The sequence below is a fragment of the Streptomyces sp. NBC_00654 genome (genome assembly GCF_026341775.1).
Lineage (GTDB): Bacteria > Actinomycetota > Actinomycetes > Streptomycetales > Streptomycetaceae > Streptomyces.
Genome location: NZ_JAPEOB010000001.1, coordinates 2616956 through 2635678, shown reverse-complemented (window position 1 = coordinate 2635678; position 18723 = coordinate 2616956). Strand labels below are relative to the sequence as shown.

General features: G+C 72.2%; 16 protein-coding genes and 1 pseudogene. 10 read left to right on the top strand and 7 right to left on the bottom strand.

Going from position 1 to position 18723, the window contains the following annotated elements; translation table 11 throughout:
- Positions 1 to 122 precede the first annotated feature (122 nt).
- Positions 123 to 554, bottom strand: a complete 432-nt coding sequence (locus OHA98_RS11335) for a (4Fe-4S)-binding protein (RefSeq protein ID WP_266924823.1) — start codon at positions 552 to 554, stop codon at positions 123 to 125.
- Between the two features lie 194 nt (positions 555 to 748).
- Between OHA98_RS11335 and OHA98_RS11330 the strand changes: the two genes are divergently transcribed.
- The 5 genes from OHA98_RS11330 to OHA98_RS11310 all read left to right on the top strand — a co-directional run bounded on the left by OHA98_RS11330 (position 749) and on the right by OHA98_RS11310 (position 6459).
- Positions 749 to 3850 (top strand): nitrate- and nitrite sensing domain-containing protein, encoded by a 3102-nt coding sequence (locus tag OHA98_RS11330; RefSeq protein ID WP_266924821.1) that lies wholly within the window; start codon positions 749 to 751, stop codon positions 3848 to 3850.
- Positions 3847 to 4284, top strand: a complete 438-nt coding sequence (locus OHA98_RS11325) for a roadblock/LC7 domain-containing protein (protein ID WP_266924819.1) — start codon at positions 3847 to 3849, stop codon at positions 4282 to 4284. Before OHA98_RS11330 ends, OHA98_RS11325 begins: the two co-directional genes overlap by 4 nt.
- A gap of 44 nt (positions 4285 to 4328) precedes the next feature.
- Positions 4329 to 4685: a DUF742 domain-containing protein gene (locus OHA98_RS11320; RefSeq protein WP_266927859.1), complete on the top strand. Its 357-nt coding sequence runs from the start codon at positions 4329 to 4331 to the stop codon at positions 4683 to 4685.
- A gap of 6 nt (positions 4686 to 4691) precedes the next feature.
- Complete coding sequence (locus OHA98_RS11315; RefSeq protein WP_266924817.1) at positions 4692 to 5261, top strand: ATP/GTP-binding protein; 570 nt, start codon at positions 4692 to 4694, stop codon at positions 5259 to 5261.
- 64 nt (positions 5262 to 5325) lie between these two features.
- Positions 5326 to 6459, top strand: coding sequence for an FAD-dependent monooxygenase (locus OHA98_RS11310; protein ID WP_266924815.1), 1134 nt, complete (start codon positions 5326 to 5328; stop codon positions 6457 to 6459).
- A 70-nt stretch (positions 6460 to 6529) separates the two neighbouring features.
- On the opposite strand, the gene OHA98_RS11305 is transcribed toward OHA98_RS11310, so the two are convergent.
- Positions 6530 to 6931 (bottom strand): RidA family protein, encoded by a 402-nt coding sequence (locus OHA98_RS11305; protein ID WP_266924813.1) that lies wholly within the window; start codon positions 6929 to 6931, stop codon positions 6530 to 6532.
- On the bottom strand, positions 6928 to 8061 hold the full coding sequence (locus tag OHA98_RS11300; RefSeq protein WP_266924811.1) for an acyl-CoA dehydrogenase family protein: 1134 nt from the start codon (positions 8059 to 8061) through the stop codon (positions 6928 to 6930). Before OHA98_RS11300 ends, OHA98_RS11305 begins: the two co-directional genes overlap by 4 nt.
- Positions 8062 to 8152: 91 nt before the next feature.
- Here OHA98_RS11300 and OHA98_RS11295 point away from each other — a divergent pair, with 91 nt between their 5' ends.
- From OHA98_RS11295 to OHA98_RS11280, 4 genes and pseudogenes are all read left to right on the top strand, one after another.
- The gene (locus OHA98_RS11295; protein WP_266924809.1) at positions 8153 to 9811 is read left to right on the top strand and encodes an AMP-binding protein; all 1659 of its coding nucleotides are present in this window, start codon (positions 8153 to 8155) and stop codon (positions 9809 to 9811) included.
- Positions 9812 to 9878: 67 nt separating this feature from the next.
- A complete protein-coding gene (locus OHA98_RS11290; RefSeq protein ID WP_266924807.1) occupies positions 9879 to 10700 on the top strand; it encodes a PaaX family transcriptional regulator C-terminal domain-containing protein in 822 nt (273 codons plus the stop codon).
- Positions 10701 to 10814: 114 nt separating this feature from the next.
- A complete protein-coding gene (locus OHA98_RS11285) occupies positions 10815 to 11639 on the top strand; it encodes a GNAT family N-acetyltransferase (protein ID WP_266924805.1) in 825 nt (274 codons plus the stop codon).
- Positions 11636 to 12076, top strand: a pseudogene (locus tag OHA98_RS11280) (hypothetical protein); the annotation flags it as partial. The gene OHA98_RS11285 and the pseudogene OHA98_RS11280, both read left to right, overlap by 4 nt.
- 100 nt (positions 12077 to 12176) lie before the next feature.
- Here the strand turns inward: OHA98_RS11280 and OHA98_RS11275 are convergent.
- The gene (locus tag OHA98_RS11275) at positions 12177 to 14459 is read right to left on the bottom strand and encodes a bifunctional salicylyl-CoA 5-hydroxylase/oxidoreductase (RefSeq protein ID WP_323179537.1); all 2283 of its coding nucleotides are present in this window, start codon (positions 14457 to 14459) and stop codon (positions 12177 to 12179) included.
- 4 nt (positions 14460 to 14463) lie between these two features.
- A complete protein-coding gene (locus OHA98_RS11270; protein WP_266924802.1) occupies positions 14464 to 15291 on the bottom strand; it encodes an enoyl-CoA hydratase family protein in 828 nt (275 codons plus the stop codon).
- Positions 15292 to 15565: 274 nt separating this feature from the next.
- Here OHA98_RS11270 and OHA98_RS11265 point away from each other — a divergent pair, with 274 nt between their 5' ends.
- Entirely contained in the window at positions 15566 to 16015 is a 450-nt protein-coding gene (locus OHA98_RS11265; RefSeq protein WP_266924800.1) for an ATP-binding protein, read from the top strand.
- Here the strand turns inward: OHA98_RS11265 and OHA98_RS11260 are convergent.
- Both OHA98_RS11260 and argF read right to left on the bottom strand, forming a co-directional pair.
- Entirely contained in the window at positions 15966 to 17405 is a 1440-nt protein-coding gene (locus OHA98_RS11260) for an amino acid permease (RefSeq protein WP_266924798.1), read from the bottom strand. The genes OHA98_RS11265 and OHA98_RS11260 overlap by 50 nt on opposite strands.
- Before the next feature lie 304 nt (positions 17406 to 17709).
- A complete protein-coding gene (argF, locus tag OHA98_RS11255; RefSeq protein WP_266924796.1) occupies positions 17710 to 18720 on the bottom strand; it encodes an ornithine carbamoyltransferase in 1011 nt (336 codons plus the stop codon).
- Positions 18721 to 18723 lie beyond the last annotated feature (3 nt).

Sequence of the window (18723 nt, the reverse complement as noted above, 5' to 3'; positions counted from 1 at the left end):
GGGCGTCCGGAAGAAGAAGCACTAAATACAGATATATCCCCCGGGACCGTTCACCCGTACGGCGCGCCGTACGGCGCTTCGGCCGGACAAGGCCGGACGGGATCAGCTCCGGCCGGACACGGTCAGACGTGGTCGGCGCACGTCCCGCTGTGGTCGCAGTACGGCGCGTTCCCCGTGCGCCCGCAGCCGCACAGCATCACCCGGGTCTCGCGCCGGGGGCCGTCGAGGGTGTCCACCAGCAGATCCCCGCGCAGATGGAGTACGCCGTCGGCGCGCAGGGAGACATGCGTGGGCACATCGGGGACCTCGTCGGGCAGGCCGTCGGTGCGGTGGTACTGGAGGGCTCCGCTCGGGCAGCGGTGGATGACGTCGGCCACCTCGTCGGCGGAGGCGTTGGCCGGCATGATCCACGGCTTGCGCCCGACCTCGAACACGGAGGGCAGCCCGTGCACGCATTCGGCGGCGTGCAGACAGCGGTGGGCGTCGTAGCTCACGGTGATGCCCTCGCCGTCGTACGACCTGGCGGCGGGGTGCGGGGGCGGTTCACTGGTCACGGTTCCACCCTCACCCCGGGCGGGCCGGCCCGCTACCCGAGCGGTACGGGCCGTACCCCCGGCCGGCCCCGCCGGCACGGGATTCATGGCGAAGACGTGGGCGCGCCGTGTTGTCCGTGTGAGGCCGCTTTCTCTTCTTTTTTGCAGTGTGACTAATATCTATGTGTCGAAGTTCTCAACAGATTTGACCAGTCGTGAGGCTGGTACCCATCGTCAAGGAGCTAGCCCTGCGCACGCGCGCGTCTCGGCGGACCGACTCGACCACCATGTCGCTGCGGACAGCCCTGCTCGTACTGGCCATCGTCCCCGGTGTCGCACTGGCCGCCCTCTGGGCCGTCACCAGTGGGCAGACACTGCTCGACTTTCAACGCCAGGCAGCCCAGGGACAGTTGGCCGAGAAGGCCGGCCAGCCGTCCAATATCGTGTATTACAACCTGCAGGAGGAGCGGCGGCTCAGCGCCGAGGCTCTCGCCCGCCCCGGAGGTTCCACCGACGCGCTGGAGCGTCAGCGCAAGCTCACCGACGACGCGATCGACACCTTCCGGTCCTTCTCCGACGTGTCCACGGACGATGCTCCCGCCGAGGTCCGGGACGCCGTCGCCAAGGCCCGCGAGGAGATCAACCAGCTCCCCGCCCAGCGGACCCTGGTCGACCAGGGCGACAACAAGCAGCAGACGGTGGTGTACGACTACTACACCGATCTGATCGCTGTGGACCTCAAGCTCTTCTCCGCCCTCAGTCATGTGGACAACGGCCGGGTGACCACGCTGTCACAGCCGCTGGTCGACCTGTTCTGGACCAAGGAGATGATCTCCCGTTCGGACGCGATCCTGGCCCGCGGCTGGCCCAAGGGGAAGCTGAGCGTCGAGGACCTCCAGCAGCTGCGCCAGGAGGTGTCCGGCCAGTCCTTCCAGTACGGCACCAAGGTCGTGCCCTACCTCCCCGACGAAGAGCGGGCGATGTGGCGGGAGATCACCGACGGCGAGGCGTGGAAGGCCAAGACGGCGATCGAGGAGCAGGTCCTGCGGCCCGCCTCACCCGACGACGCGGGCATGGTGGCCCTCGGCGCGGAGCAGAAGACCTGGCGCGGGGCGATGGACGGCCTCACCCCCCAGCTGGTGGACCTGCTGGAGCACCGCACCGCGCTGGTCGTCGAGGAGGGCAAGGGCACCGTGATGTCCCTGCTCCTCAAGATGGCGCTCACCACCGTGATCGGTCTGGCCGCCGTGATCGCGGTCATCGTGACCACCTGGCGCCTCACCCGTAACCTGCGCCGTCGGATCGGCCGCCTCCAGGAGCGGGCCGAGGAGCTGGAGAAGACGCTCCCCGATGTCGTCGAACGGCTCGGCCAGGGCGAGAAGATCGATGTCGAGGCCGAGGCGCGCGCGATCGAGCCGGAGAACGCCGACGGCAGGGCCGATGAACTCACCCAGCTCGGCGACGCGCTCAACCTGGCGCGCACCAGCGCCCTGAACGCCGCCGTCAAACAGGCCGACCAGCACCGCGGCTTCGAGCGGCTGCTCCAGCGCATCGCCCGCCGCACCCAGCAGCTGATCGGCCAGCAGCTGAAGAAGCTGGACGAGCTGGAGCGCAAGCACGAGGACCCGGAGGTACTGGACGGGCTCTTCGACCTGGACCATCTGACCGCGCGCCTGCGGCGGTACGAGGAGAACCTCGTGATCCTCGCCGGCGGCTCCCCGCACCGGCGCTGGCGCAAGCCCGTACCGCTGTTGGACGTCATGCGTTCGGCGCAGGGCGAGGTGCAGGACTACCGCCGTGTGGTGCTGGATCTCGACGGCGCCCCGTGGCTGGCCGAACGGGCCATCGGTCCGGTCTCCCATGTGCTGGCCGAGCTGATCGAGAACGCGCTGACCTTCTCCCGGCCGCCGAGCCCGGTCGAGGTCCGGGCCGCCAAGGTGAGCCGGGGTCTGGCCATCGAGGTCGAGGACCGCGGTCTCGGGATGGACGAGAACCAACTGGCCGAGGCCAATGAGCTGATGAGCCGGCCGCCCCGGATGGACGTCCTCGCACACGCCGACGACATCCGGCTCGGTCTCTATGTGATCGCCCGCCTCGCGGACCAGCACGGTCTGCGGGTCGAGTTCCGGCCGTCCGCCTTCGGCGGTACGCGGGTCGTCGTCCTGGTCCCCGACGAGCTGACGGTCCCCGACCCGTCCGCCGGACCCGTGGCTGTGCCGTCGGCCGCCGGGACCCCCTCCCCGCAGGACCGGTCGGCGGCGCCCGCCGCCGCTCCCGGCGCCCTGCCCACCCGGGTTCAGGGCAGGGCGATGGCCGGGGTCACCGCCCTGGTCGACCACGCCGCCGCCCGCGCCGAACGCCCGGCCCCCTCCGGACAGCAGGACCGCTCCGGACAGCAGGACCCGGCCGGCCTGCCGGACCTGCCGGGCCGGTCCGCGCAGCCCGCGCAGCCCGCGCAGCCAGGTCTGTTCGCCGTCCCCGGGCAGCCGTACACCGCCGCGCAGAACCCGTACGAGGCCGGCCCGCAGTCGTACGGCGGTGCCGAGGGCACGTACTCCGTGCCGGAGCAGCCGTACACGTCGCCCGAGGAGACGTACGCCCCGTCCGACCAGCCGTACGTGTCGCCCGAGCAGTCCTACGGTCCGGCCGGGCAGCCGTACGCCACCGGGTCCTCCTACCCGGCCGCCGGGTCCGGTGCCGGGTCCGGGTCCGGCTACCCGCCGCCCGAGAGCCCGTACGCCGGGGAGCCGAACGGCTACGCCCCGGCCGAGGACCCGTACGCGGCGCAGGAGCAGCCGTACATGACGGCCGCGGGGCAGTACCCGGTGCCGGGCCACCCGTACGCGTCCGCGGAGGACCCGTACCCGGCGTCGGAGCCGTCGTTCCCGGAGCCGTCGTACACGGAGCCCGCGTACGCGGAGCCCGCGTTCCCGGAGCCGTCGTACTCCGAGCCGTCGCTGCCCGAGCCGTACACGGAGAGCGGTCCCGTCACCCCGCGGCCCGGAACGGTGTCCGAACACCCGGCCCTCCCCCCGGCACCGGCGCCCGCGGAGTCCGGTGGGGAGCCCCCGCTCCCGCGCCGGGTCCGCCAGGCCAGTCTGGTGGACGAGCTCCGGATCGACCCGGCCGCCCGGCCCGCCGTCCCCAGGCCCCCGAGCTGGGACGAGAACCCGCTGCTCCGGCCGGCCCCCCGCCGGGCCGGTGCCGCGATCGGGGCGTTCCAGCGGAGGTCGCGCGCGGCACGCGCGGCCGAGGAACCGCAGGCACGGCCCGAACCACCCTCAGCCCCCCTCCCCACGAGAGAAGAACGGTCATGACACGCACAACGGCCACCCTCCAGGATCTCGACTGGCTGCTCGACGGTTTGGTGGACTCGGTGGCCGAGACGCTGAACGCCGTGCTGCTGTCCGACGACGGGCTGGTGGTGAGCCATTCGCGCACCATCGACCGCGCCGACGCCGAGCGGCTGGCCGCCATCTGCACCGGCCAGCAGAGCCTTGCCCGGGGTGTCGGCCAGCTGTTCAACGGTGGATCCGTCCACCAGGTCATCGTCGAACTGGCCGACCTGTGGCTTTTCATCATCACGGCGGGCCAGGGCACCCATCTGGCCGTGGTCGCCTCGCAGGAGGTGGACGCCGAGGTGATGTCCCTGGCCATGCACAACCTGGTCCAGCAGGTCGGCCAGAAGCTCAGCGCGCCGGTGCGCGGTGACTTCGACGCCTTCGGTACCGGGGACGGGCAGCGGGTGTGACGCCCTACTGGGACGAGGAGCCGGAGGAGGACGGCGCGGGCACCATGGTCCGCCCGTACACCATCACCCGGGGCCGGACCGCTCCCGAGCGCGACGACTTCACCCTCATCACCGTGCTGACGACCGCGGACGACCCGCGGGACGTCCACGGTGTTCCCCTGCGGGCGGGCAGGCTCCAGCCGGAGCACCGCATGATCCTGGACCGCTGCCGCCGCCCGGCGGCGGTCGCCGAGGTCTCCGCCGACCTCGATCTGCCGGTCTCGGTGACCAAGATTCTGCTGGCGGATCTGGTCTCCCAGGGCCTGCTGCTGGCCCGTGCCCCGCTGTCGGTGGCACGGGCGTCCGGCGGGGCCCAGATGGGCCTGCTGGCCGCTGTACGTGACGGACTCCGGAGACTCTGAACCAAGATGACAACCCCTCAGACCGCGCCCAGCGCCGTCAAGATCCTCATAGCCGGCGGCTTCGGTGTCGGAAAGACCACCCTGGTGGGCGCCGTCAGCGAGGTCGCGCCCCTGCGCACCGAGGAGTACCTGACCAAGGCCAGCATCGGGGTGGACGACCTGGCCGGTGTCGGCCAGAAGGACACCACCACCGTCGCCCTGGACTTCGGGCGGATCACGGTCAGCCCGGAGCTGGTGGTCTACCTCTTCGGGACCCCCGGCCAGGAACGCTTCTGGTTCATGTGGAACGACCTGGTCAACGGGGCGCTCGGCGGTGTCGTGATCGCCGACACCCGGCGTCTGGACACCAGTTTCGCCTCGATCGACTTCTTCGAGAGCCGGGACATCCCGTTCGTCGTGGCGATCAACTGCTTCCACGGTCACAACACCCGTACCACCGAGGAGATCCGGGCCGCGCTCGACCTCGACCCGCATGTCCCGCTGCTGATCGGTGATGTGCGCGAGCGGCCGTTCGGACGCGATGTGCTGCTGGCCCTGGTGGACCACCTGATGAGCCTGCCCGCGGCGGCCGGCTGACCGCCGCCCCTCCCCCTTCTTCTCTGTACCTCTTCTCTCTCACCTTTCGTATCGGAGATCCGAGATGGCATCACCCCTGCGCGTACTGATCCACGGCGGCGGGATCGGCGGACTGACCCTCGCCGTCGCGCTGGCCCGGCGCGGTCACACCGTCGAGGTCGTCGAGCTGCGCGAGGAGCTGGACGCGCTCGGCGTCGGCATCATCCAGCCCTCCAACGCCCTGCACGTCATGCGGGAGATCGGGGTGCTCGACGCTTGTGTGAAGGCGGGCTTCGAGTGGGAGGTGCTGACGATCTGCGACCCGGCCGGCGCCACGCTCGCCAGGATCCCGCAGCCGCGGATGGGCGATGCCCCCTCCAACAACGGCATACCGCGCCCCGCCCTGGCCGAGGTGCTCGGCCAGGCCGCGACGGCCGCCGGAGTGCCGGTCCGCTTCGGCGCGACGATCACCGGGCTGACCGACGACGGCGCCGGGGTGGATGTGACCCTGTCCGACGGCTCGGCCGCCCGCTGGGACCTGGTCGTGGGCTTCGACGGCATCGGCTCGCCGCTGCGCACCCGGCTCTACGGCGACCGCTTCCGGCCCGAGTACACCGGCTTCGCCAACTGGCGGGTCACCGTGCCCCGTCAGCCCGAGGTCCAGGGTGTCGTGATGAGCACGGGCAATCAGGCCGCGAAGGCGCTGCTCACCCCGATCACGGACGAACTGATGTACCTGGGCGCGGTGTTCGCCGAGGCCGAGGACTTCCGGCCGGACCCGGAGCGGGCGCACGAGCAGCTCGCGGAGCGGCTGGCCGGGTTCTCCGGGCCGGTCGCCGAGGCGCTGCGCCATGTCACCGACCCGCGGGCCGTGGTGTACTCGCGGATCTCGCAGGTGACGGTCGAGGAGCCGTGGCACGTGGGCCGGGTCGTGCTGGCCGGTGACGCCGCGCACGCCAGCACCCCGCATCTGGCGCAGGGCGCGGCGATGGCCGTCGAGGACGCGCAGGTGCTGGCCGAGTCGCTGGACGCCGAGGACGACGTCGCCGCGGCCCTCACCGCCTGGGAGGCCCGGCGCAGGCCGCGCGCCATGTGGGTGCAGAGCATGTCGCGGGCGATCCTGAAGCAGGAGACCGGCAACGCGACGACGCCCGAGGAGGACGAGCTGCTGAAGGTCGGTATTCCGGGGGCCGCCCACGTGCTGGTCAAGCCGTACTGATCCGCGGTACGCCGCTGATGCCGCGCGCGGTGGGCGGGCCCGGCCGGACCGGGTCCGCCCACCGCCGTGTTCAGGGCAGCACGGCGATCCCGTCGAGCTCCACCAGGGCCTGTTCGTCCCAGAGCCGGACCGTGCCGATCACCGCCATCGCGGGATAGTCCCGCCCGGCCAGACTCCGCCAGACCCGGCCCAGTTCACCGGCGTGGGCGCGGTAGTCGGCGATGTCGGTGGCGTACACCGTGACCCGTACCAGGTCCGCGGGGGCGCCGCCCGCCGCGCGCAGGGCGGTGAGCAGATTGGTGAGCGCCGTCGCGAACTGCTCGGGCAGCGTGCCTCCGATGATCTTGCCGTCGGGGTCGAGGGCGGTCTGCCCGGCGAGGAAGACCAGCTGTCCGCCCTCGGCCGTGACGGCGTGCGAGAAGCCGGTGGGCGGGGCGAGTTCGGCCGGGTTGATGCGTTGGACAGGGCTCATACGGGCGGCTCCTGGGTCGGACGGGCGTACAGCTCCTTGGCGATGATCGTGCGCTGCACCTCGCTGGCGCCCTCGTAGATCCGGGGCGCGCGGACCTCCCGGTAGAGGTGTTCCAGGAGATGGCCGCGGCGCAGTGCGCGGGCGCCGTGCAGTTGGACGGCCGCGTCCACGACGTACTGCGCGGTCTCGGTGGCGTACAGCTTGGCCATGGCCGCGCGCCGGGGCACGCCCGGTTCGCCCGCGTCGTGGGCGGCGGCGGCCGCGTACACCAGGAGCCGGGCGGCCTCGGTGCGGGTGGCCATCTCGGCGACCTGGTGGGAGACCGCCTGGAGGTCCCGCAGCGGACCGCCGAACGCGGTGCGTACGGAGGTGTGGTCCAGGGTCGCGTCGAGGGCGGCCCGCGCCATGCCGACGGCGAAGGCCCCCACGCTCGGCCGGAAGAGGTTGAGGGTGTTCATCGCGACCCTGAAGCCCCGGTCCGGTTCGCCGAGCAGGTCGTCGGCGGTGACCGGTACGCCGTCGAAGTCGAGGGTGCCCAGCGGGTGCGGGGAGAGCATGTCGAGGGCCGCTCCGGTGAGTCCGGGGCGGTCGGCCGGGACCAGGAACGCGGTGACACCACGGGCTCCGGCGCCCTGCGTCGTGCGGGCGAAGACCGTGTAGAAATCGGCTTCGGGCGCGTTGGAGATCCAGCATTTTCCCCCGGTCAGCCGCCAGCCGTCCGGTGTGCGGTCGGCCGCCAGCGAGAGGGCCGCGGCATCCGAGCCCGCGCCGGACTCGCTCAGCGCGAAGGCGGCGACGGCACGGCCCGCGCGGACCTCCGGCAGCCAGCGTTCGCGCTGGGCGGCCGTGCCCGCCTGGACGATCGGAGACGCGCCCAGGCCCTGGAGGGCGAGCGCGGTCTCGGCCTCGGTGCAGCCGCGGGCCAGGGACTCCCGGAGCAGACAGAGGTCCAGGGCGCCGGAGCCGAAGAGCCTGCCGAGCAGGCCCAGCTCTCCCAGCGCGGCGAGGAGCGGACGGTTGACGTGTCCGGGCCCGCCCTTCTCCGCGAGCGGGCGCAGCCGCTCCTCGGCGAGGGTACGCAGCTCTTCACACCATGCGGTTTGTGCCGGATCGAGGGAGAATACCGTCATACCGGCGCCTCTCTTGTCACGTCTTATCGCGGACCGTTGACTACCGTCACTCAAACGATACGCTCCAGAGGCGACAAGGGGGCGATCCTTCATGGAGCCGAATTCCTCGCCGGGTGCGCAGGCGTCCAAGAGCGCCACGCGCATATCGAGCGCGCACACCGATACCTTTCCCCGTGACCATCTCCCGCCGCCCGGTCAGTGGCCCGAGCTGGCACTCGACCGTACGGAGCTGCGCTACCCCGACCGGCTGAACTGCGGCTACGAACTGCTGGACGCCACCATCGGCCATCTGGGCCCCGACCGCCCCGCCTTCCGCACCGACGACGGCACCGTCTGGAGCTACGGTGAGCTGCGGGACCGGGTGGACCGGATCGCCCATGTCCTCACGGACGATCTGGACGTCTCCCCCGGCAACCGTGTGCTGCTGCGCGGCCCCACCACTCCCTGGCTGGCCGCCTGCTGGCTCGCGGTGATGAAGGCGGGCGCGGTCGCCGTCACCGTACTGGCGCAGGCCCGCTCGCAGGAGCTGGCCACCATCTGCTCGCTGGCCCGGGTCAGCCACGCGCTGTGTGACGCGCGCGGTGCCGACGACCTGGTGAACGCCGGGGTCCCGGGGGTGCGGATCACCCTCTACGGCGGGGACGGCCCGGACGATCTGACCCGGCTCGCCGAGTCCCGCCCCGGCCCCTACCCGGCCGTGGACACCGCCGCCGACGATGTCGCCCTGATCGCGTTCACCTCGGGAACCACGGGCCGGCCCAAGGGCTGTATGCACTTCCACCGCGACGTACTGGCCGTCGCCGACACCTTCTCCCGCCATGTGCTGCGTCCCGTGCCCGACGACGTGTTCGCCGGCAGCCCGCCGCTGGGCTTCACCTTCGGGCTCGGCGGACTGGTGATCTTCCCCCTGCGAGTGGGGGCCTCATCGCTGCTGCTGGAGCAGTCGGGCCCCGGGCAGCTGCTGCCCGCGCTGGCCAGACACCGGGTCTCGGTGCTGTTCACCGCGCCGACCGCGTACCGCACGATGCTCGACCGGCTCGACGGCCACGACCTGTCCGCGCTGCGCCGCTGTGTGTCGGCGGGGGAGAATCTGCCCGCCGCGACCTGGCGGTCCTGGTACGAGAGGACCGGGCTGCGCATCATCAACGGCATCGGGGCCACCGAGCTGCTGCACATCTTCATCTCGGCCGCCGACGACGCCATCCGCCCCGGCACCACCGGCGTCCCGGTCCCGGGCTGGGAGGCGCGGGTGGTCGACGAGGACGGCGAGGAACTGCCCGACGGCGAACCGGGGCTGCTCGCCGTGCGCGGCCCCGTCGGCTGCCGCTATCTCGCCGACCCCCGGCAGACGCAGTACGTGCGCAACGGCTGGAACATGACGGGCGATACGTACGTCCGTGAGCCGGACGGCTACTTCCGCTACGTCGCCCGCGCCGACGACATGATCATCTCCTCCGGCTACAACATCGCGGGCCCCGAGGTGGAGGAGGCCCTGCTGCGCCACCCCGAGGTGACGGAGGCCGCCGTGGTGGGCCGGGACGACGAGCTGCGCGGCCAGATCGTGGTGGCGTACGTGGTCCTGCGGGAGGGTTCCTCGCAGTCGGCGGACTCCCTGCGCGCCTATATGAAAGGCGCGCTCGCCCCGCACAAGTGCCCACGCGTCTTCGAGTTCACGGCCGCCCTGCCCCGGACCGCGACCGGCAAGCTCCAACGGTTCCGGCTGCGGGAGAACACCGTCCCGCCCCGGTGACACCTCCCGCCCGGCCCGCCCCCAAGGCGGACGGCGCCATGTACCGGACAGCCCCTAGAGTGATCACGTGGCCGAGCTCCATACCCCCCGTTCCCTGATCGTCACCCTCTACGGCGCCTACGGCCGTTCCCCCGGCAACGCCCCGCTGCCGGTGGCCGAGCTGATCCGGCTGCTGGGCGCCGTCGGTGTCGACGCGCCGTCCGTACGCTCCTCCGTCTCCCGTCTCAAACGACGCGAACTGCTGGTCCCGGCCCGGACCGCGGACGGCGCGGCCGGATACACGCTGTCGGCCGACGCCCGCCAGCTGCTGGACGACGGTGACCTGCGGATCTACCGGCATCCGGCGCCCCGGCTCGCCGACGGCTGGGTGCTCGCCGTGTTCTCCGTACCCGAAGCCGAGCGCCACAAGCGGCACCTGCTGCGCTCGCGGCTGTCCCGGCTGGGCTTCGGCACGGCGGCCCCCGGCGTGTGGATCGCACCCGCCGGGCTGTACGAGGAGACCCGGCACACCCTGGAGCGGCTGGAACTCGCCCCGTACGTGGACCTGTTCCGCGCCCAGCACCTCGGCTTCGCCGCGACACGGGAGTCGGTGGCGCGCTGGTGGGACCTGGACGCCGTCGCCCGGCTCCATCTGGACTTCCTCGCACGGCACGAACCGGTACTGCGGGCCTGGGAGGACCGGTCCGGGCAGGACGGCGCCCCCGATCCGCGGGAGGCCTACCGGGACTATCTGCCGGCGCTGGACTCCTGGCGCCGGCTGCCGTACGCGGACCCGGGGCTGCCGGAGGAGCTGCTGCCGAAGGAGTGGCCGGGGGGCCGCTCGGCGGAGGTGTTCGGGCTGCTGCACGAGCGGCTGCGGGATGCCGGGGAGCGGTTCGTACGGCGGTGAGGTGCGGGGCCGGCGGCGCGGCGGCGGCCCACGGCGCCGTACCGGTGGCGCACGCCCCGTCCACCGGGCGAAATCCGGATGCCGCGCGGTCCGCGTTCCCGTCAGGATGCATGCATGACCTGGACCTTCACCGATGACGTCGACGCGTTCCTGGACGCGGCCGGGGCCTCGCTCGCCGCCCGTCCCGCCGAGAACACCCTGGTGCTGACCGTCACCGGGACACTGCGGCGTACCGGCCCGCACGCCTACGGCGAGGAGGACCCGTTGCTCGGCTGGTGGCGCGGGGCGGACGGCGAGGTGGCGGGGACGCTGGTGCACACCCCGCCGTATCCGCCGATGCTGGGTTCCGTGGTCCCGGAGGCGCTCGGTCCGCTGGCCGAGGCCCTGAACCCGACGACCGTCAGCGCGGACCGGGTGAGCGCCGAGGCCCTGGCCGCGGGCTGGCCCGGACACCGGGTCGAGCAGGAACAGCGGCTGTACCGGCTGGGCGAGTTGATCCCGCCCTCGCCCGCGCCGCCGGGCCGGCCCAGGGCCGCCGTCGCCGCCGACCGGGAGCTGCTCGTGGCCTGGCACCTGGCGTTCGCGGAGCAGGTCGGCCAGCCGGGCACCCACGCGGAACGGTTCGTCGACGAGCGGACGGCGGACGGCAGGCTGACCCTGTGGGAGGACGGGGGCGCTCCGGTGTCGATGGCCTGCGTCTCGCCGGAGACCGCGGGGGCGGTGCGGGTGGCGGGTGTGTACACCCCGCCGGAGCACCGGGGCCACGGCTACGCGGCCGCGGTGACGGCCGAGGTCAGCCGGGCGGCACGGGCGGCGGGTGCGGCCGAGGTCCTGCTGTTCACGGACCTCGCGAATCCGACCAGCAACGGGGTGTACCGGCGCATCGGGTACGAGCCGGTCTCGGACCGGCTGCTGATCAGCGCGGAGGAGGCACGTTGAGCGCGGACGGGGAATCCGGGCCGGAGGCCGTCTGGCTGGTCGCGGCCAATGTGGTGCGCTGGCGCCGGTACGGGGATCTCGGCCAGGAACTGCGCCCGGGGACCAAGGCGTACCGGGGCGGCACCAAGGTGTACGTCATCGGCACCTACCCCGGGACGGGCCACCAGCAGCTGACCACCGTGGGGCGCGGCCGGCACACCCGGCGCTTCATCGCCATCGACACGGGAACCCGCCATCTGCACACCTTCCGGGCCCAGTTGGTGTACAGCCCGGCCGTGCTGGCACGCGCCGGGAGCACCGGGACGCCGACGGGCACCCAGGGGGAGGCGGAGGAACTGGCCGCCCTGCTGGAACGGATCGCCCGGGAGGAGCGGCACGCGCATCACGCGGCGCCGCACCCGGTCCCCTGCCGCTGCCACGAGTGCCTGACGGCCGCCGGGGCCGAGGCGGCGGGCGCGGTCGCGGAGGCGGGGGCGGGGGCGGACGGGGACGCGGGCGCGGTCGCGGAGGCGGGGGCGGACGGGGACGCGGGCCGGGTCAGTCCAGGGTGAGTCTCGGCTTCGGCGCGTCCGTGCGGCCGGTGGGCGGGGGGCGGCTGCCCGCCCGGTACGGGAGGGGCCAGGGCGCGGCCGTACCGCTGTAGCCCTGTTCGGCGGCGGCGTGCAGGGTCCAGTGCGGGTCGTACAGATGCGGGCGGGCCAGGGCGCAGAGGTCGGCGCGGCCCGCGAGGAGCAGCGAGTTGACGTCGTCCCAGGAGGAGATGGCGCCGACCGCGATGACGGGGACGCCGACGGTGTTGCGGATGCGGTCGGCGTACGGGGTCTGGTAGGAGCGGCCGTACTCGGGGCGTTCACCGGGGACCACCTGGCCGGTGGAGACATCGATGGCGTCGGCGCCGTGCGCGGCGAAGGCGCGTGCGACCGTGAGGGCGTCCTCGGTGCTGGTGCCGCCCTCCGCCCAGTCCGTGGCGGAGATCCGGACGGTCATGGGCCGGTCCTGCGGCCAGACGGCGCGGACCGCGTCGAAGACCTCCAGGGGGTAGCGGAGCCGGTTGCCGACCGGGCCGCCGTAGGCGTCGGTGCGGTGGTTGGTGAGCGGGGAGAGGAAACCGGAGAGCAGATAGCCGTGGGCGCAGTGGAGTTCGAGGAGGTCGAAGCCGCAGTGGGCGGCGCGCCGGGCGGCGGCGGTGAACTCTTCGCGGACCGCGTCGAGTCCGGCCCGGTCCAGCGCCCGGGGCAGTTGGCTGACACCGGGCGCGTACGGGACCGGGGAGGCGGCGGACAGCGGCCAGTTGCCGGTGTCGAGCGGCTGGTCGATGCCCTCCCACATCAGTTTCGTGGAACCCTTGCGGCCGGAGTGGCCGAGCTGGACGCCGATCGCGGCACCGTTCGCGGACGTGTGCACGAAGTCGGTGATCCTGCGCCAGGCGGCGGCCTGTTCGTCGGTGTACAGACCGGCGCAGCCGGGCGTGATACGGCCCTCGGGGCTGACGCACACCATCTCGGTCATGGTGAGCCCGGCGCCGCCGAGCGCCCGTGCGCCCAGGTGGACGAGGTGGAAGTCGCCGGGGACCCCGTCGACGGCCGAGTACATGTCCATCGGGGAGACGACGACGCGGTTGCGCAGTTCGAGACCGCGCAGCCGCAGCGGGGTGAACATCGGCGGGGTGCCGGGCGGGCAGCCGAACTCCTCCTCGACGGCGGCGGTGAACGTGGCGTCGCGCAGCCGCAGGTTGTCGTGTGTGACACGGCGGCTGCGGGTGAGCAGGTTGAACGCGAAGCGGCGGGGCGGCTGGTCCACATAGGCGGCCAGTTCCTCGAACCAGCGCAGGCTGGCCGCCGCCGCGCGCTGGGTGGAGGCGACGACCGGGCGGCGCTCCCGCTCGTACGCGGCCAGGGCCGTGGGCAGGTCGGGCTGTTCCTCCACGCAGGCGGCGAGCGCGAGGGCGTCCTCGACGGCGAGTTTGGTGCCGGATCCGATGGAGAAGTGCGCGGTGTGGGCGGCATCCCCGATGAGGACCGTGTTGCCGTGCGACCAGTGGGTGTTGACGACGGTGCGGAAGGTGAGCCACGAGGACTTGTTGGCGCGCAGCGGCCTGCCGTCCAGTGCCTCGGTGAAGGTCTTGGCGCAGTGTGCGACGGACTCGGCGGGGCCGGCGGTGTCGAGTCCGGCGGCCCGCCAGACCTCCTCGCGCATCTCGACGATGACGGTGGAGGCGTTCGCCGCGTAGGGGTAGGCGTGCAGTTGCTGCACGCCGTGCCCGGTCTCGGCGATCTCGAAGCGGAAGGCGTCCAGGGCGAAGTCCGCGGCGAGCCAGATGTAGCGGTTGCGGTGCGCGGTCAGTCGCGGGCCGAAGGCGTCGGCGTGGGCCTCGCGGGTGGCGCTGTGCACTCCGTCGGCGGCGATGACCAGGTCGTGGCGGGCCGCGAGTTCGGCGGCCGGCGGCGCCGGGGTGCGGAAGCGGAGGTGTACGCCGAGGGAGGCGCAGCGGGCGTGCAGGATCTCCAGGAGGCGGCGCCGGCCGAGGGCGGCGAAGCCGTGGCCGCCGGAGGTGTGGGTGCGGCCCCGGTGGACGATGTCGATCGTGTCCCAGCGGACGAATTCCTCGCTCAGGTGCCGGTACACCACGGGGTCGGCGTGCTCGATGCCGCCGAGCGTCTCGTCGGAGAGGACGACGCCGAAGCCGAAGGTGTCCTCGGGGGCGTTGCGCTCCCAGACGGTGATGTCGCGGTGCGGGTCGAGCCGTTTGAGGAGGGCCGCGGCGTAGAGCCCGCCGGGCCCGCCGCCGATGACCGCTATCCGCTGCGCGGCGGCCGCCACGGCGCTACCGCCCCTGCCACTTCGGCGGCCGCTTCCCGGTGAAGGCGGCATGGAACTCGGCGTAGTCCCGGCCGTGCATCAGCAGTGCCTGGGTCGCCGCGTCCATTTCGACGGCGGCGGCCAGCGGCATGTCGAGTTCGGCGGTGAGCAGGGCCTTGGTCTGGGCGAGCGCGAGGGCGGGTCCGTCGGCGAGGCGGCGGGCGAGTTCCGCCGCGCGGGCGTCGGCCCGTCCCTCCTCGGCCAGTTCGCTGATCAGTCCGATCCGCTCCGCCTCTGGCGCGCGGACGGCTTCGCCGAGCATCAGCAGCCGGGTGGCGTGGCCGAGGCCGACGACCCGCGGCAGGAGGTAGGCCGCGCCCATGTCGCCGCCGGAGAGACCGACGCGGGTGAAGAGGAACGCGAAGCGGGCGGACGGGTCGGCGATCCGGAAGTCGGCGGCCAGGGCCAGTACGGCACCGGCTCCCGCGGCGACCCCGTGGACGGCGGCGACGACCGGGAAGGGGCATTCGCGCAGGGCCCGTACGACCTGGCCGGTCATCCGGTTGAAGTCGAGGAGCTGCGCGGTGTCCATCGCGAGCGTGGCACCGATGATCTCGTCGACGTCGCCGCCGGAGCAGAAGCCCCGCCCCTCACCGGCGAGCACGAGGGCGCGTACGGAGCGCTCCCTGGAGAGTTCGGCGAGGAGGTCACGCAGGTCGGCGTAGGCGCCGAAGGTGAGCGCGTTGAGTTTTTCCGGGCGGGCGAGCGTGACAGTCGCCACACCGTCCTGTCTGGTCAGCCGCAGATGGCGCCAGTCCTCGGTGCGCGGGGCGGAACTGGGAAAAGGGCTCATGGAGGCGGTCCCCTTCAGCCGTAGGGCTGCCGGATGGCACTGCGCGGGTCTCGTTCCGCCTTCGAAACTATCACCCGTACGTGACTACCGTCACGAGGACGCGATACATCGGCCATGAGACCGTTGTACCGAAGGTCCCGTTTGTACCGGTCGACCGCCTCTATGTATGCGTCATTGCGGTTCGTAAGGTTGAAACCAGGAAGTCTCGCTCCGAGAACTCCGGGTCCGAGAAGTCCGCCCCAAGGAAGCCCCGCTCCCGAAACGGAACCACGCCGTGCCGCCCGATGTCCCCGTGCCCGCCTCCTGGCGTATCGCCCTGCCGCACTCCACCGCCGCCGTACCGATCGCCCGCGCCCTCATCCGTACCGCCCTGTCGGACATCGACGCCCCCGCCGACTGCGACACCGCCGAACTCCTCACGGCCGAGCTGGTCGCCAACGCCGTCGAGCACACCGAGGGCCACGGGCCCATCGAGCTGGTCGTGGAGCTGATGCCGACCGGCTGCCAGGTCGAGGTCCACGACCGCGACCCGGCCCCGCCGGGCGATCTCTCCCGCCCGCGGCCCGGCAGCGAGCCCGACCCCTGGCAGGAGCACGGCCGCGGCCTGCTCCTGATCCGCACCCTCAGTTCCGCCTGCGGTCACCGCACCACGGAGCACGGCAAGGCGGTCTGGTTCACCCTGCCGGCGATTCCGGCCCAGCCGGGCCCGTCGCCGCTGAGCTGACCAGCCGCGAGCGGCCGCGTCCGTAGCAGGCGTACAGCAGCGATCCGGCCGCCAGGAAGACCGCGAACTGGACCCAGGTCGTCCAGCCCGTCCCATACATCAGATACAGACAGAAGGCGACGCCCAGCACCGGGCTCACGGGGTAGAGCGGCACCCGGAAGCTGCGCTTCAGCCCGGGGTCGCGCCGCCGCAGCACGACCACCGCGACATTCACCGCGACCATGGTGGCCAGCGTGCCGATGGTCGTCAGGCCGACCACGACGTCCAGGGACGAGAAGGCCGCCGGGAGCGCGAAGACGGTCGCCACGATCCAGGTGTTGGCGACCGGGGTGTGGGTCCGGGGCGAGACGCGTTCGAAGACCTGCGGGATCAGCCCGTCGCGGGACATCGACATCAGGATGCGGGTCTGCCCGTACATCACCGCGAGCACCACGGACGCGATCGCGACGACCGCCCCGAAGGCGATGATCCCGCCGCCCACGGTGGATCCGGTGACCTGGTCGACGATCAGCGAGAGCGCGGCCGGCTTGCCGGCGACGGCGTCGGCACCGAGCGCGCCGATGGCCGAGACGGCGACCGCGCAGTAGAGCAGGGTGACCACTCCGATGCAGATCATGATGGCGATCGGGATGTTCCGGCGGGGGTTCTTGACCTCTTCGCCCGCGGTGGTGATGGCGTCGAACCCGATGTACGAGAAGAACGCCAGCGACGCGCCGGCGGTGACGCCGCCCATCCCCTGGGCGGCGAACGGTGACAGGTTCCCGTCCTCGAACGCCGTGAACGCGATCGCGCAGAACGCGATCAGGATGCCGATCTTGAGGATCGCCATCGCCGCCGTGGCCGTCGCGCTCTCCCGGATGCCGCGCACCAGCAGGGTGGCGGCCATCATGATCACCACGATCGCGGGCAGATTGATCACACCGCCGTCGCCCGGCCCGGCGGACAGAGCCGCGGGCAGCTCCAGACCGACGAGGCTGTCGAGCAGCTCGTTGACGTACTGGCTCCAGCCGACCGCGACCGCGGAGACCGAGACCCCGTACTCCAGCAGCAGGCACCAGCCGACCAGGAACGCGGTGCGCTCCCCCAGCGCCGCGTAGGCGAAGGAGTACGAGCTGCCGGAGACCGGGATCGCGCTGCCCAGCTCCGCGAAGGAGAAGGCCGTGAAGACACAGGTGACGGCGGCGAGGACGAACGACAGCACGACGGCGGGTCCGGCCTCGGCGACGCTGTCGGACAGCCCGACGAAGATTCCGGTGCCGACGATGGCCCCGACCCCGAAACAGACGAGCTGGAACAGGCCCATGGTGCGCCGAAGACCGTGCCCCTCCAGGTCGGCGCCGGACTCGGCGACCAGCTGCTCGGGACTCTTGCGGCGCAGACCGGAACTCATGCGGGGGGTCTCTTCTCTGGTGGTGCAGGTGACGCGCGTGGGGGGGAGCCGGTGCGCGGAGCCGTGGGGGACTCCGGGGCGGCACAGGGGAATGGGGTCCGAGCGTGCGAGCTCGAACCCCACCAAGAGGTGACATCGTAGCCACCAGTACGCATATTCACCCAATCGGGTGCATGCTCATGCGACACCCGGGCGCCCCGCCATGTCACCCCCGTACGGACTGCCCCGTACGGACGCCCGCGCGGGCGCCCCGCGCGGAACGCCCCACCGTGTCGCCCCCGCGCGGAACGCCCCGCCGTACCGCCTACCGGCCGCCGCCCGCGAGGGTGGCCACGAGGACGGCCTTGATCGTGTGCATCCGGTTCTCCGCCTCGTCGAAGACGACCGAGTGCGCGGACTCGAAGACTTCGTCGCTGACCTCCAGCTCGGCCAGCCCGTGGGCGGTGTGGATCTCCCGGCCGAGCTTGGTGCCGAGGTCGTGGAAGGCCGGGAGGCAGTGGAGGAACTTCACCTCGGGGTTGCCGGTGGCCCGCAGGACGTCCATGGTCACGGCGTACGGCCAGAGGGCCGCGATGCGCTCCGCCCAGACCTCCTTGGGCTCCCCCATGGAGACCCAGACGTCCGTGGCGACGAAGTCGCACCCCTGGACACCTTCGGTGATGTCCTCGGTGAGGGTGACCGAAGCGCCGCTGTGCACGGCCAGCTCACGCGCGCGGGCGACGACGGCCTCCTGCGGCCAGTAGGCCTCGGGGGCCACGATCCGCACGTCCATACCGAGCAGCGCGCCGGTGATCAGATAGGAGTTGCCCATATTGAAGCGCGCGTCACCGAGGTAGGCGAAGGTGACCGTGTCCAGCGGCTTCTCACTGTGTTCGGTCATGGTGAGCACATCGGCGAGCATCTGGGTGGGGTGCCAGTCGTCGGTGAGACCGTTGAAGACGGGGACTCCGCCGTACGCGGCCAGGTCCTCCACCGTCTGCTGGCTGTCACCGCGGTACTCGATGCCGTCGAACATCCGGCCGAGGACGCGGGCGGTGTCCTTCACCGACTCCTTGTGCCCCATCTGCGAACCGGAGGGGTCGAGATAGGTGGTGGACGCACCCTGATCCGCGGCAGCCACCTCGAAGGCGCAGCGGGTACGGGTGGAGGTCTTCTCGAAGATCAGCGCGATGTTCCGGCCACGCAGTCGCTGGACCTCTTCGCCGGCCTTCTTCGCGGCCTTGAGCTCGGCGGCCAGGGCGATCAGGGCGCGGAATTCCTCGGCCGTGAAGTCCAGCTCCTTGAGGAAGTGGCGGCCTGCGAGGTCTATGGCCATGGT